Consider the following 14,873-nt stretch of genomic DNA (forward strand, 5'->3'; position numbering starts at 1 on the left):
CGAGTTCGCGCCAACTCAGCGCAGGGTTCCCGTCAGATGCGGGTAGCCCTTCTTCGGGTTCTTCAGCGACAGGTCCCAGCCGGTGCCGACGGCATCGGCGTAGGCGTTGATCGTCGCGGGCAGGAGGATCGGCTTGCCGAAACGGATGCTGTAGTTCACGGCCTCCGGGATACGACCTTCGACCGTCTGCAGTACCGCTGCTGCACTCCACATTCCGTGTGCGATGGTTTTCGGGAAGCCGAATGCCTTTGCACCGAGCGAGGATACGTGGATCGGGTTGCGGTCTCCGGAGATGGCCGCGTACCGGCTGATGATCCGCTGATCGACGCGCAGGGTGCGGGTCGGGGGCGGCGGTACCTCGTCGGCAGGAGGCGTCTCGCGAGGCCCACCCGAGAGCGAGGTCTTCTGCAAGCTCAGGAAGCTCGAGGTCTGCTTCCAGACCAGCTCGCGTCCCACCTTGACCTCACTGATCAGGTCGACCAGTAAGCCCTTGCGGTGCTCGCGCAGATTCTCCGCGTGCACTCGGATGTCCAGCGGCTCCGATGCCGAGATGCCGCGGAACTGTTCGATGACGTTCTCGGCGTGCACCGAACCGATGGCGGCGAACGGAAAGCCCTTGGAGACCATCAGTTTCATCACGGTCGGGAACACGAGCGTGAACGGGTAGGTGATCGGGAGCTGATCGCCGAATCGCAGCCCCGTCGCGCGGCAGTAGCCGGCCAGGTTGTCCTGGTCCACTCGCAGGCCCTTGAGCTCGAACACGGTGCTGGGCACCGTCTTCGACTTGGAGCCGAGGAAGGGCAACGCGCCCAGTGCCGCCGAGGTGTAGATCTGCGACGTCTTCGGCTGCTCGGTGAGCGTGACGGTGCTCATGCGCCGAGGAGGCTCTGGCCGCACACGCGTACGACCTGCCCGGTGACGGCGTTGGATGCGGGAGACGCGAAGTAGGAGACCAACTCCGCGACGTCGACGGTCTCGCCGCCCTGCAGCAGCGAGCTCATGCGCCGTCCGGCCTCGCGGGTGGCGAACGGGATTGCCGCCGTCATCGCGGTTTCGATGAAGCCGGGGGCCACGGCGTTGATGGTGATGTTCTTCTTCGCGAGCACCGGTGCGGATGCGTGCACCAGGCCGATGACGCCGGCCTTGGAGGTGCCGTAGTTGGTCTGGCCGCGGTTGCCCGCGATACCGGCGATGGAGGAGACGTCGACGACGCGGCCGCCGTCCTTGAGTGCGCCGGAGGCCACCAGTTCGTCGGTAATACGCTGCGGCGCAGCGAGATTGACGCCGATGACGGAGTTCCAGCGGGCGTCGTCCATGTTGGCGAGGGTCTTGTCGCGGGTGATGCCGGCGTTGTGCACGATGATGTCGGCTCCGCCGTGACGCTCGAGCAGGTGCTTCGAGAGGACCTCGCCGGCGTCGGGGGAGGTGACGTCGAGGGCCAGTGAGGTGCCGCCGACCTTGTTGGCCGTCTGCGAGAGTGCTTCTCCCGCAGCGGGAATGTCCGCGGCGATGACGGTGGCTCCGTCACGGGCGAGAACCTCGGCGATGGTGGCACCGATGCCGCGGGCGGCTCCGGTGACGACGGCGACCTTGCCGGCGAGCGGCTTGTCCCACGAGGCCGGTGCCTGTGAGTCTGCGTCACCGACGGCGATGACCTGGCCGTCGACGAAGGCGGACTTGGCCGACAGCAGGAAGCGCAGGGTGGATTCGAGGCCGGAGAGTCCGGTCGACGCGTTGGGCGAGATGTAGACGAGCTGAGCCGTCGCGCCGCGCTTGACCTCTTTGCCCACGCTGCGGGTGAAGCCTTCGAGGGCGCGCTGCGCGATGTGCTCGTCGACGCTGGACGTTTCTTCGGGGGTGGTGCCGATGACGACGACGCGAGCCGAGGGTGCCAGGTTGCGGATGACCGGCTGGAAGAACTTGAAGAGCTGCTCGAGCTCAGCGACGTTGCCGATGCCGGTGGCGTCGAACACCAGTCCGCCGTGCTTGTCGTCGTGGGGCTGCGACTGAGGGTAGTCCGAGAGCAGCTCACGCAGCGGCTCGACGAGGCGGCCGCTGCCGCCGATCAGGACCGGTCCGGCCAGCGGCGGCTCGCCTGCCTTGTAGCGGCGCAGTTTCTCGGGCTGCGGCAGGCCGGCCTGCTTGGCGATGAAGGCTCCCGGCGCGGACGCGAGGAACGTTGAGTAGAGATCTGGGGCTCCCTTGGAGGCTGCCACTGTCGTACCTTTCATTCAGCGCTGCTCGCTCTGAGGGCGAGGCGCACGACCGGGTGTCGACAACCAACTTACTCGCCAGTAAGATGAAACTCCACCAGGGCCATTCCCCACACGCTGGGGACGATGTTTGGAGACGTCAGTGACAAGCAAGCAGCTACGACCGGTCGCAATCGTCGGTGGCAACCGCATTCCGTTCGCGCGTTCGGACAAGAAGTACGCGCTGGCGTCCAACCAGGACATGCTCACCGCCACCATCGACGGTCTCGTCTCGCGATTCGGTCTGCAGGGCGAGCGGCTGGGCCTCGTCGCCGCCGGTGCCGTGCTCAAGCACTCACGCGATTTCAACCTCACTCGCGAGGTCGTACTGGGCAGCGCACTGAGCCCGTACACCCCGGCCTTCGACATCCAGCAGGCCTGCGGAACCGGACTGCAGTCGATCATCGCCGTCGGCGACGCCATCGCCTCGGGCCGTATCGACGCCGGTATCGGCGGCGGCGTGGACACGACGTCCGACGCTCCGATCGGTGTCAACGACGAACTGCGCGAGTTCCTGCTCTCGCTCAACCGGGCGAAGAGCACCACCGCTCGCCTCAAGCTGCTCGGCAACGTCCGTCCCGGCATGCTCGGCATCGAGATCCCACGCAACGGGGAGCCGCGTACCGGCCTGTCGATGGGCGACCACGCGGCTATCACCGCCAAGGAATTCGGTATCCGCCGCGAGGACCAGGACGAACTGGCTGCGGCGAGCCACCACAACATGGCAGCCGCCTACGACCGCGGTTTCTTCGACGACCTGGTGACGCCGTTCCTCGGCCTCACGCGCGACGACAATCTGCGTCCGGGATCGACCGTCGAGAAGCTGGCCACCCTCAAGCCGGTCTTCGGAACCAAGCTGGGCGACGCGACCATGACGGCCGGCAACTCGACTCCGCTGACCGACGGTGCGTCGGCTGCGCTGCTGTCGAGCGACGAATGGGCTGCCGAGCGCAACCTGCCGGTGCTGGCGCACCTCGTCGATTCCGAGACTGCAGCGGTCGATTACATCCACGGCAACGGATCGTTCAAGGACGGCCTTTTGATGGCCCCGACGTACGCGATTCCGCGTCTGCTCGCCCGCAACGGTCTGACGCTGCAGGACTTCGACTACTACGAGATCCACGAGGCGTTCGCTTCGGTGGTGCTCGCGACGCTGCAGGCGTTCGAGAGCGACGCGTACTGCAAGGAGCGTCTGGGACTCGACGGTGCGCTCGGTTCCATCGACCGCAGCAAGCTCAACGTCAACGGATCCTCGCTCGCCGCGGGCCACCCGTTCGCCGCGACCGGTGGACGCATCGTCGCATCGCTGGCGAAGATGCTCGCCGAAAAGGGTTCGGGCCGCGGCCTGATCTCGATCTGCGCGGCCGGTGGCCAGGGCGTCACCGCCATCATCGAGCGCTGATCACCGCAGCTACGGCTGCTCCCCGATACGGGGACACGATCTGGGGGTCACAGGGTCGGCGGATCCGGCAAACGAGGGGTTTTCGGATCTGCTGATCACAACGTAGAAAAGGCACGCAGAGCTTGCTCTGCGTGCCTTTTCGTATCCGATCAGCCGGGTATACCGCTTTCCGGCGGAGTCGATTCCTCGCCGGTGTATTCCTCCACTGCCGAGTCTCCGATGTCGGTCTGCAGCACCGGAGTCAGGTACTCGGGTACACCTCCGCGGATCTGGAAGACACTGGCTCCGGAGATTCCGAGGTGGCTTTCGTCGGAGTATCGGAACGGGGCGAGCTGCGGGCCCTGGAAGTCCATTCCGCCGTCCTGGATCGCGGAGACGATGCCCTCACGGGTGGGGTTCTCGCCGGCCGCCTGAAGTGCCTGCACGAACGCGTACGCCTGGCTGAGTCCGTAGATGCGGTAGTTGGTCAGTGGGTCACCTGTTCCGTTCTGCGCCCAGACCTTCTGCCACAGTTGCGTCCACGGATTCTCGGGGGAGTCGACGCCGGGGATGTATTCCAGCGAGATCATGCCTTCGAGAGACTGCGCGCCGTTGGTGACCGCCCCCTGGGAGAAGCGCCCCAGCAGAGAACCGACCAGGTCGACGTCGGAGCCGATCGAACTGTAGAACCACTCGGGATCGTAGTTGAGCCGCATCGCGGTCAGTTGGCTCAGTGCGGTGTACGACGGGACGTTGAAGCCGAGTACGAGGTCGGCTCCGGCACCCTGCAGAGCCGCGATCTGTGGTGCGACATCGGTGTTGCCGGACGTGTAGCGCACGACCTCGACGATCTGGTCGTCGAGATATTGGCGTACCGCGGCTTCGCTGTCCCTGCCGAGATCGTCGTCCTGGAGGAACAGCCCGACCTTGGCGTCGGGCCGGTTCTTCGTCACCCAGTCGCCGATGATCTTGCCCTCGACCTGATAATCGGGCTGCCAGCCGAAGGTATTCGGGTACTTCTCGGGGTCGTTGCCCCACATGATCGCGCCGGAGGAGACGAACAGATCCGGCACACCCTCCTCGTTCAGAAAGTCGATGACTGCGCTGTGCGTCGCGGTGCCGAGTCCACCGACGACGGCGAACACTTCGTCCTGTAGGACGAGTTCGTTGACGACCTGGGTGGTCGTCGTCGGATCGTAGGAGTCGTCACGAACGACGTACTCGATCTGCCTGCCGTTGACGCCGCCCGCGGCGTTGACGTAGTCGAAGTAAGCTTTTGCGCCCGTGGGTATTTCGCTGTATCCGGGTGCTGCGACCCCGGTCAGTGGAAAGTGGGCTCCGATCTTCACCGAGGTGTCGGTGATGCCGACCGTCGAGCCTTCCGAGGATTCTGTTGCCTCGTCTCTACCGCCTGCACCGCACGCTGCGGCCAACGAGACGACGGCGACGAGTGCGGTCGTTCTGACCGCCACCGATCCGAACTTCTTCATTTCATCTCTTTTCTGGTTGAACGCAACCTTCGAAACGTGCCCACCAGACCCAGTGGGGCGAACAGGATGACCAGGACGGTGAAGATGCCGGTCACCAGTGGTGCGAGTTCGGCGGATTGCAGACTGCTCAGCCCCAGATCGAGCCCGAGGTTGGTGACCACCGGCGGGATGTAGGTGAGCAGCAGCGCCCCGATCAATGCCCCGGACAGGGTGCCGAGCCCGCCGATGACGACGGCGGAGAGCAGGGTCAGGGAGAGCGTCAGCGTGAACCCGCTCGGGGCGGCGATCCGCGCCGACATCGCGAGGACGGCACCTCCGGCACCCGCACAGGCCGCACTGACGACGAAAGCCAGGATGCGTGCCCGCCCGAGATCGATCCCGGACAGCTCGGCGGCTACTTCGTCGTCTCGAACGGCCCGCCAGCGACGGCCGATCCGGCTCGACGAGACGTTCGCCAGCAGGAAGAACACCACGACGAGCAGCACCCAGCTGACGTAAGCGACGAATTTGGTTCCGCTGAGCTCGTTTCCGGTGACGAAGAACATCACGTCGTCGATCAGGTCCGGTACTTTCGGAGCCGGGACGACGAGACCCTGTTCGCCGCCGAGGTAGTCCGAGAAGTACAGGGCCAGTCCCGGTACGGCGACGGCCAAGGCCAGCGTCGCACCGGCCAGGTACGGGCCGTGCAATCGGGCTGCGGCCACTCCCACGACCACGCCCACCACGGCGGAGATCACGGTGGCGGCCAGCAGTACGAGGGGCACCGACCATCCGGAATCGTTGGCCCGCAGCATCAACGCCGCGGTGTACGCACCGACGGCCATGAACGCTCCGTGCCCGAGCGAGAGCTGTCCGCTCAGCCCGGTCAGCACGGTCAATCCGCCGGCTGCGATTGCCAGGTACGCGACCGAGGTGAGCTGACTCTGACGGAAAGTGCTCAGTGATTCGAGCGCGAGCACTATGACGACGAGTCCGATGACAGCGCAGAGGAAGTGGCGTCGTACCGGGGTGGCCGTGAGACGAGTGAGAGTTGCGTTCACGTCATACCCTCCTGGCTGCTGCGCTGGCGAACAACCCGCTCGGGCGGACGAGGAGAACGACGATCAGAATGATCAACGCCGCGCTCGACACGAGGTCCTGGCCGAGATAGCCGCTGACGAAACTGAGCCCGACGCCCATCAGCAGGCCTCCGACCACTGCGCCTGCCGGGCTGTCGAGACCGCCGAGAACGGCTGCGACGAAACCGAAGACGACGATCGAGTCCATGTACCCGGGGTGCACCAGCGAGCCGCCTGCAATGAGCAGTCCGGCCAACGATCCGACGACTGCGGCCAAAGCCCAACCGAGCGTGAGCATTCGACTCACCCGGACTCCGAGCAGTTTGGCCACCTCCTGCTCGAATGCGCTGGCGCGCATCTTCAGTCCCAGATCGGTGAACCGGAACAGCAGAATCAGCAAGCCCAGGACCACGAGAACGGCGACGATCTTGAACACGTCGTATCCGGTCAGTGCCACGTTGATCTCCCCGACCTTCTGGCCGGTGAGACCGAACGGTGCTGGGAACGAACGGAATTGATTACCGAAGATGATGGCCGCGACCGCGTGGATGATGATGAACAGCCCGAGCGTCAGAATCACCGGGTTGATGTGCGAGGAGCTGTCGACGAATCGAATGACGAGTCGTTCGATCAACGCTCCCAGCAGCAGTCCGCTGAGCAGCGCGACTCCGAAGCCCAACCAGTACGAGTAACCGGCGTCGATGACGACCAGTGCGACGTACGTGGTGATCATGGCCATCGGTGCCTGGGCGAAATTGACGATGCGGGTCGATCGCCAGATGAGGACGAGAGCGAGGGCGAACGCGGCATAGACCATGCCTGTCGTCACGCCGTTGATGAGGATGGTGAGCAGTTGTTGCACTGTGGCTGGCGTCCTTTCGGCTTGCTCTAGAACCCGAGATAAGCGTGTCGGAGGGCGTCGTCCCCGGCCAAGGTGTCGGCCGGGCCTTCCACCGCGACCTTGCCCAGATCGAGGACGACGGCGTGTTCGGCGATGGACAGTGCACTGCGCGCGTTCTGTTCGACGAGCACGACCGTCATCGATTCGGAATCGACGAGTGCGCGCAGCGTTTCGAAGATCTGTGCGGCGACTTTCGGAGCCAACCCGAGCGACGGTTCGTCGAGGAGGAGAACCGACGGTGTTGCCATCAGTGCTCGACCGATCACCAACATCTGCCGTTCTCCGCCCGACAGCGTGTGCGCCGACGAGGCCCGGCGTCCGGTCAGCGGCGGGAACATGTCGTAGATCCGGTCCAGGGTCACGGCGTCGTGACTTCTGTTGCGTCCCAACGCGCCGAGTCGAAGATTCTCGTCGACGGTGAGTTCGGCGATCACTCCTCGACCCTCGGGGACATGAGCAAGCCCTTTGCGGGACATGCGATCCGGTGCGACACCGACGATGTCGACACCGGCGAGTTCGATGCGTCCCGATACCGGTTTCAGCAGACCCGAGATCGTGCGAAGTAGCGTCGTTTTTCCGGCTCCGTTTGCCCCGAGTACAGCGGTGATCGCCCCGGCAGTGACGGTCATCGAGACCGAATCGAGAGCTGTGACCGGGCCGTAGCGAACGGTCAGGTCGGTGATTTTCAGGTGTGCCGCGTCAGTTGCCATGTGTCACCTCGTTTCCGAGATATGCGGCCAGTACGGCCGGATCCTCGCGAATCTGATCCGGTGTGCCCTGGGCGATGACCTTGCCGAAGTCCAGGACGTAGATCCGGTCGCACACGGTCATGACGAGGTCCATGTGGTGTTCGACGAGCATGACAGACGGTGCCGGTCGGTCCGGCTGAGAATCCTTGTTTACTGATGTGAGAGAACGGATTTCGTCACCGAGTTCGCTCATTTCGTCGTTGGACAAGCCCGAGGCGGGTTCGTCGAGCAGGATCAACGACGGTTCGCTCACCAGTGCGCGCGCGAGGGCCACGCGCTTGCGCACCGCGTAGGGCAGGCTCGGTGGCAGCCGGTGCGCATAGCCGTCGATGCGCAGTCGTTCCAGGGTGTTCATCGCGGTCGAGCGGACCGCCGCGTCGTCGGCCGCACTCGCGGGAAGGCCCAGGAGGCCGCTGAGGATTCCGGTGCGTGCCGTTCGGTCGGCACCGACCATGACGTTGTCCAGGACGGTCATTCGGTCGAACAGTCCCAGTCCCTGCAGGGTTCGGCTCATGCCGAGCCGGGGCAGGTCGTGTGGACGCAGGCGCGTCAACGTTTCGCCGTGTCGGCCCAGGGTTCCCGATTGCGGTCGAACGAGACCGCACGCAACGTTGAACAGTGTGGTCTTGCCTGCGCCGTTGGGTCCGATCACGCCGAGGACTTCGCCGGGTCGTACCTCGATGGTCACTCCGGAGAGCGCGACGATGCCGCCGAAGGACACGTCGACGTCCGTCATGGTGAGGACCGGATTCATCGTGTCGAGAGAATTCAAGTGATGCACCTCACAATCTGTTGGCTCCACTATGGGGCGTGCAGCACAACGCGCGGTATGGGCGCTCCGCACAGAATGTTTGGGTGTCTGGGCACCAGTAACGGTCAAATCACCCTGTGATGTGGGCTCTGTGCGCAAAAATGAGCGGATGGCTTCTCCTGCAGTGCGCCGCTCGTCGTCGCGTTCCGCTGCGCGCGGCGCAGTGAAGCCCGCCGACCAGGAGAAGATTCGCGGTGCCTGGGCCGCGCTGTTGCCGCGGGCGGATGCGATTGCCGACTCGATCACGCTGGCGCTGATAGAGCAGGAGCCCGCGTACCTGGCGAGCTCCACTCCTGACATCGCGGGCGAAATTCGTCGCAGCACCCGCGCGCACATCAGCCAGGGCCTACGCACGCTGTCCGGGCTTGCGGCCGCGGGCGACAACGCCAGAGAGGTATGGCGTCGCACCGGGAGAGAGCGTGCGCGCCAGGGCATTCCGATGGAGTTGGTGCTGAAGGCGTACACGCTCGGGAGTCGGACGCTGTGGGAAGAGCTGATGCTCGAGCGTGAACAATGCAGATCCGTGATCGACGAACATCTACTCCTCGTCGCCGGCCAGCAGTTGTGGAGAGCGCTGGACAGTCAGTACGAAACTCTCGTCGAGGCGTACCGCCAGGAGAGCGCGCGTATGCAGCAGCGTGATCTCGCCAATGTGCTGGTGATTCTCGACGGTCTCCGGTCGGGCCGAGGCGGCGATCCGGCTTTCGTGATCGAAGCCCGCGCGACCCTCGGTCTTTCGGCCTCACAACAGATCGCCTGCGTGGTCGGCCCGCTCGACGATCAGGGGTCGCCTCCGCTCCCCGCGCCCGAGGATGCGATGGACCAGATCGGCGCAGTGTCGCACTGGAACACTCGGGACGGGCACCAATTCGCGCTGGTTGCCCTCGGGACCGGATCGTGGAGATCGGTCATCGACGCCCTTGCCGCGCGTGCGGTCGGTCCGGTGGGTGTCGCGCATTCGCCCGAGGGCGTGGCGTCGTTCGCGGCGGCGTATCGCCTGGCGGCGCTGACGGCCGAGACCATCACCGAAGACAGTGGCGTCGCGTTGGCGACGGACCGATTGCCGAGGGTGATCATGGCCGCCGACGATCAGTCGTCGGAACTGTTGGTTCGCCATGCGCTCGGTGCCCTGTTCACGCATCCGGAGCCGCACCGAGAAACGTTGCTCGACACGTTGGCGCACATGCTCGCTTCGGACGGTTCGCCCACCAACGCTGCGAAGGCGCTGTACTGCCATCGCAACACCGTCATCTACAGGGTGCGTCGAATCGAGGAGTTGACCGGGCGTGATCTGACCGATGCACGCGACCGGCTTCTGCTCACTCTTGCGCTGGTCAGGACAGGACATTGGGCGCGGGCCGTCGAGCAGGAGGACGGTTCGACAGCCCACGGTTCATTCAATCGAATGAAATGACGGTGGCAATTCCAAACTCGCTGTAACGAGTGGTTGAAGTCTGCATATATTCCGTGTGGCTCCGTACTGCTGCCTGACCCCCGACCCGGCAGCAGTGCGGGGCCTTTTTGCGTAATGCGCATGCGAGGGTCTCGGAACGAGCGGTGCTGTGCGGTTTGCGTAAGCTCGTCCGCGGGGTACGCCGCGCAACAGGCCGGAATATGAATCGACGGTCCTGGAAGGGTCGAATGTGAGCGAGGGCAACAGTAGGTCGGGTGACGCGCCGAAGGGTGCCGAGCCCCGCCCCGACGTACCGCCGTACGACACGCCGACCGAGGTGTTCGGGGCCATCCGGGACGACGCCGAAGCGCCGAAGCATGCAGACCAGCCGATATCCGACGGCCAGGACGCCACGGAATCCGAGGCCGCGGAATCCGATGCGAACGAAGCCGAGCTGACGCAGGCCGATGGAACCGAAGCCGATGCCACCGCCGAGGTCGAGCAGCAATCCGAGCCGGTCGCCGACCTCGACACCGCCGGTGATGCGGACGTCGACCCGCTCGGCAAGGGCGAGTCTGCTGCACCCGTCACGGACGCGCAGCCCGCGCCGGTGGCAGACGAATCACCGACGGTGGCGCAGCCCGTCGTTCTACCGTCCCCTTCTGACGCCGGGCAACCTCGACCACCGGCCGAACCTCCCGCTACTCCCCCCGAAAGCGGTCCCACGGAGCACGACGGATCCGGGTCCACACCACCGTGGAAGAAGATTGCCATCGGTACCGGCGCGGTGGTTGCCGTCCTCGGGTTGCTGTACGCGGCGGACTGGATTGCCTCCAGCGATCGGGTTCCGCGCGGTGTGACCGTTGCCGGCATCGAGGTAGGCGGCAAGAGTCATTCCGACGCCGAGGCCGTACTGCGTGCCGAATTGGGACCTCGGGCGGAGGAACCGATTCAGGTGGGCATCGACGACCGGCAGGTCGAGGTGTTGCCTGCCGCGGCCGGGCTGGGAGTCGATTGGAATGCGACGCTCGATCGCGCGGGTACGCAGCCCATCAACCCGATCACGCGTCTGACGTCGCTGTTCGGAAGCCGGGAGATCGGCGTCGTCTCGACCACCGACGAGCAGGCACTCGCGGTCGCCGTGGACGGCCTGCGAGCGGAGACGGACCGTGCGCCCGTCGAAGGCGACGTCGTCTTCGAAGGCAGCACTCCGGTAGCTGTCGAACCGCTGGCCGGCCGGGTACTCGACGCCGACGGGACGCGTCGAAATCTGCAGACCGAGTGGTCGACGGGTGCAACCGAGGTCGTCTACGAATCGACGCCCGTCACCGTGACGCAGGAGGCGGTCGATCAGTCTCTGTCGAACGTCGCGGTGCCCGCGGTCTCGGAGCCGGTGGTCATCGAAGGCCGACAGGACGTCGATGCAACGTTGCCGGTGGACCGTGTGGGTGAGGTGCTGCGCTTCGACCCGGACGGGCAGGGCGGTCTCACGCCGATCTACGACACCGGTATCGCAACGGGCATTCTTGCTCCGCAACTGGTCCGCACCGAAGTTCCGCCCAAGGACGCGTCGTTCACGTTCTCCGGCGGAGCTCCCACCGTCGTTCCCGGGGTGATGGGTGAGCTCGTCGAGTGGAACAAGACCCTCGAGCAGCTTCCCGCTCTGCTCGCTGCGGACGGTCCACGCTCGGCCGAGGCCGTCTACGAACCGGCGCCGCCTGCCCTCACCACCGAGGCGGCAGAGAATCTCGGCGTGCGAGAGGTGGTCGCGGAGTACACGACCGGAGGTTTCGAGTACGCGTCGGGCGTCAACATCGGGCTCACCGCGCAGATCGTCAACGGCGCGCTGGTCAAGCCGAAGGAGACGTTCTCGCTCAACGGGTACACCGGTCCGCGCGGGACCGCTCAGGGCTTCGTCGAATCGGGAATCATCGACAACGGTCGACCCGATCGAGCCGTCGGCGGCGGCATCAGCCAGTTCGCGACGACGCTGTACAACGCGTCGTACTTCGCGGGCATGGAAGACACCGATCACACCGAGCACAGCTACTACATCAGTCGATACCCCGAGGCCCGGGAGGCAACGGTCTTCGAAGGTGCCATCGACCTGAAGTTCACCAACCCCAACGACACCGGCGTGGTGATCGAGTCGTTCGCGGATTCGTCCAGCGTCACCGTCCGGCTGTGGGGCACCAAAACCGTCGACGTCGAGTCGATCACCGGCCCGCGCACGCGGCCTACCTCGCCCAACACCGTGACATTGCCGGCCGGTGCCGGCTGCGTCGCGTCCGGCGGGGGACCCGGATTCACCGCGAGTGACACCCGGGTGATCAGCGACGCCGCGTCGGGCCGGGAGATCTCGCGCAACACCAGAACCGTGAAATACGACCCCATTCCGATCGTCAAGTGCGTCCAGCCCGATCGCCCGGCTCCGACCCCCGCACCCGACGACCCCCCGCGCCCGAACGACGACGAATGACGACCCGTGCTCGACGTGTCACTTCGAATCACACAGATTCGGACTGTGGCGTCGACACTCGATCGGGTGTTTGCTGGAACTAGACGTATGCCCGGAACGAATGCCGCCGCGACGAGGTTGCACAGAACAGGTGCGCTCGGCACCGCACGATCGAAAGGGAGCATCCTCCATGACGCTCACACGCACCGTCCTCGATCAACAGACACTTCGTGAGGCGTATGCGCAGTTCCCCAGTGGCGTCGTGGCGATCGCTGCGAGAATCGACGGTGTCCTGGTGGGCTTGGCGGCCAGTAGCTTCGTGTCGGTGTCGATCGATCCACCGTTGGTAGCGGTGTGCATCCAGAACACGTCGACCACGTGGCCGAAACTGGAAGTTGCGCCGAACATCGGCGTCAGCGTGCTCGGGGAAGCGCACAACGATGCCGTCCGCACTCTGGCTGCGAAAACCGGTGACCGCTTCGCCGGTCTCGACCTCACCGTCACCGACGGAGGCGCAGCCTTCATCGTCGGAGCCACCGCCTGGCTCGACACCACCGTCGAGCAACAAATCCCAGCGGGCGATCACGCAATAGTGTTGCTACGCATCCATTCCCTCGAAGTGCAGAGCGAAGTCAATCCAATCGTGTTCCACGGCAGCAAGTTCCGCAAACTTCAGCAGTAGCCGCTGTTCGACTTGGTTCGGCCCCTTCGGCCTGTCCCCTTCGCCCACCGGTTTGGCCCTGTCCGCTCACCTTCGGCCTGGTCGGTTCGCCCTCCGGCTTTCGCAAACGCGCGCGCACTTGCTGAACGCGCGCGAAATGGTGGCCCCATCGTGGGCAATTCTGCGCGCATCTGACAAATGCGCGCGCGTTTGTCGGATCGGTCTCGTGAAGTCTGCCAGCGACGCTTCGCCGAGCCGGTTCTCCTGGTGGTGCAGCTGCGCTTCGCTCGGTGCGGCCTCGTTTGCTCGTCCACCTGTTTCGGCTCCGTCTGCTTCGCAAACGCGCGCGCACGTGCTGAACGCGCGCGAAATAGTGGCCGAATAGTCGACAATTCTGCGCGCACCTGACAAATGCGCGCGCGTTTGCGGGACTGACAGCTAGGCGAACTGGTACGCCGGTACCTGTATTCATCCACAAGCCCGGAGTTGTGCACAGTCGTCAGCTTTCGAGCTCGACTCCGTCGACGCATGGCCGAGACTCGGAGCATGAAGGACGACCGAATGATTCGACGCTCCGAGGCGCTGGCAGACGGGAGCGCCGATCACGAGTTGCGCGCACTGTATGAGCGGGGTGGCTGGGAGCGTTTTGTGAATGGCGTCTACGTTCCGTCGTCGAGATTGGCCGGGCTGACAGAACAGGAGCGGCACAGACTGTTGATCGATGCGATTTTGCCGATCTTGTCCGGTGGTTACGTTGTCAGTCACCGTTCGGCTGCACTACTGCACGGATTACCTTTACCCACTGGCGGATTGGACAAGGTTCACATCACCCGACACCGCCGCGGCGGCGGTCGTACGAATACGACTGTGACCGTGCACTGTGCACCGTCCTTATCGAGCGTGACGGTCGACGGAGTCTCGGTGACCTCGCTGGCTCGGACAGTGGTCGACCTTGCTCGAACCGAGACGCTGCTGTCTGCGGTAATCGCAGGTGACGTGGCTTTGAAGTGCTGTGACGAGAGGGAGCTCGACGCGGAGTTGCAGCGGGCTCGGGGCTGGAAAGGTGTGGCGCAGGCGCGACGCGCCGTGAACCTCATGGACGGGCGCAGCGAGAACCCAGGGGAATCGCAGAGTCGAATCATACTGCGCCAGGGTGGATTCGACGTCGAGTCCCAGGTGGAGATCCTGGATCCAAGTGGACGATCGGTGGCACGGATCGATTGGATGGTCAATGGCCTCGTCGTATGCGAGTTCGACGGTAAAGCCAAGTACACCAAGTACTTACGACAGGATGAGAACCCCGGCGACGTGGTCTTCAGAGAGAAGATACGGGAGGACGCGGTGCGCGATCTCGGATATCCGGTGGTGCGCTGGACCTGGGCGGACCTGGCGAATCCAGCAGAATTGGTGGCTCGCGTTGCCCGAGCTGTAGAACGGGCCGCTGCCTTGCCGCCACCGCGAGGGAGCGTACGAATTACATCGAGTCGCGAGCAAACGCGCGCGCATTTGCCGAACGCGCGCGAAATCGCCTGAGTATCCCGCAGAATCCGCGCGCATCTGACAAACGCGCGCGCGTTTGTGCCAGGGCTGGGGGAAGCGTCGCCAGGGGCTAGGGGGAAGCGTCTACGGGGGAGCGTCTACGTGGGTCGGGCTCGGTGACCGTGGCGCGTGAAGTCCATCGGACCCGGCTAGGTCGCAAACGCGCGCGCATCTGCTGAA

The 14,873-nt window shown here is 64.8% G+C and carries 12 protein-coding genes; 5 read left to right on the forward strand and 7 right to left on the reverse strand.

Features of this window, described 5'->3' with window-relative positions; all coding sequences use genetic code 11:
• Positions 1–15: 15 nt before the first annotated feature.
• Positions 16–873 carry a MaoC/PaaZ C-terminal domain-containing protein gene (locus tag QM588_RS03065; protein WP_222079669.1) on the reverse strand — a complete coding sequence of 286 codons (858 nt, stop codon included), beginning with the start codon at positions 871–873 and terminating at the stop codon, positions 16–18.
• Positions 870–2,216 (reverse strand): 3-oxoacyl-ACP reductase, encoded by a 1,347-nt coding sequence (locus QM588_RS03070; RefSeq protein ID WP_283311361.1) that lies wholly within the window; start codon positions 2,214–2,216, stop codon positions 870–872. Before QM588_RS03070 ends, QM588_RS03065 begins: the two co-directional genes overlap by 4 nt.
• A gap of 139 nt (positions 2,217–2,355) precedes the next feature.
• Between QM588_RS03070 and QM588_RS03075 the strand changes: the two genes are divergently transcribed.
• Positions 2,356–3,654 carry an acetyl-CoA C-acetyltransferase gene (locus tag QM588_RS03075; RefSeq protein ID WP_032387612.1) on the forward strand — a complete coding sequence of 433 codons (1,299 nt, stop codon included), beginning with the start codon at positions 2,356–2,358 and terminating at the stop codon, positions 3,652–3,654.
• 149 nt (positions 3,655–3,803) lie between these two features.
• Here QM588_RS03075 and QM588_RS03080 read toward each other — a convergent pair whose 3' ends face one another.
• Genes QM588_RS03080 through QM588_RS03100 form a run of 5 tightly spaced genes read right to left on the reverse strand, consistent with a single transcriptional unit; the run spans position 3,804 to position 8,567 of the window.
• Positions 3,804–5,123 (reverse strand): ABC transporter substrate-binding protein, encoded by a 1,320-nt coding sequence (locus tag QM588_RS03080; protein ID WP_283311362.1) that lies wholly within the window; start codon positions 5,121–5,123, stop codon positions 3,804–3,806.
• Positions 5,120–6,163 (reverse strand): branched-chain amino acid ABC transporter permease, encoded by a 1,044-nt coding sequence (locus QM588_RS03085; RefSeq protein WP_283311364.1) that lies wholly within the window; start codon positions 6,161–6,163, stop codon positions 5,120–5,122. Before QM588_RS03085 ends, QM588_RS03080 begins: the two co-directional genes overlap by 4 nt.
• 1 nt (position 6,164) lies before the next feature.
• A complete protein-coding gene (locus QM588_RS03090) occupies positions 6,165–7,043 on the reverse strand; it encodes a branched-chain amino acid ABC transporter permease (RefSeq protein WP_032374817.1) in 879 nt (292 codons plus the stop codon).
• Positions 7,044–7,069: 26 nt separating this feature from the next.
• Positions 7,070–7,792 (reverse strand): ABC transporter ATP-binding protein, encoded by a 723-nt coding sequence (locus tag QM588_RS03095; RefSeq protein ID WP_283311367.1) that lies wholly within the window; start codon positions 7,790–7,792, stop codon positions 7,070–7,072.
• Positions 7,782–8,567 (reverse strand): ABC transporter ATP-binding protein, encoded by a 786-nt coding sequence (locus QM588_RS03100; protein WP_442972863.1) that lies wholly within the window; start codon positions 8,565–8,567, stop codon positions 7,782–7,784. Before QM588_RS03100 ends, QM588_RS03095 begins: the two co-directional genes overlap by 11 nt.
• Before the next feature lie 184 nt (positions 8,568–8,751).
• Here QM588_RS03100 and QM588_RS03105 point away from each other — a divergent pair, with 184 nt between their 5' ends.
• From QM588_RS03105 to QM588_RS03120, 4 genes are all read left to right on the forward strand, one after another.
• Entirely contained in the window at positions 8,752–10,056 is a 1,305-nt protein-coding gene (locus tag QM588_RS03105) for a PucR family transcriptional regulator (RefSeq protein ID WP_283311369.1), read from the forward strand.
• A gap of 229 nt (positions 10,057–10,285) precedes the next feature.
• A complete protein-coding gene (locus tag QM588_RS03110; protein WP_283311371.1) occupies positions 10,286–12,514 on the forward strand; it encodes a VanW family protein in 2,229 nt (742 codons plus the stop codon).
• A gap of 169 nt (positions 12,515–12,683) precedes the next feature.
• Positions 12,684–13,175 (forward strand): flavin reductase family protein, encoded by a 492-nt coding sequence (locus QM588_RS03115; RefSeq protein WP_283311373.1) that lies wholly within the window; start codon positions 12,684–12,686, stop codon positions 13,173–13,175.
• Between the two features lie 525 nt (positions 13,176–13,700).
• Complete coding sequence (locus tag QM588_RS03120) at positions 13,701–14,687, forward strand: hypothetical protein (RefSeq protein WP_283311375.1); 987 nt, start codon at positions 13,701–13,703, stop codon at positions 14,685–14,687.
• Positions 14,688–14,873: the final 186 nt, after the last annotated feature.

Origin of the sequence: Rhodococcus sp. IEGM 1354 (assembly GCF_030056855.1) — a bacterium.
Lineage (GTDB): Bacteria > Actinomycetota > Actinomycetes > Mycobacteriales > Mycobacteriaceae > Rhodococcoides.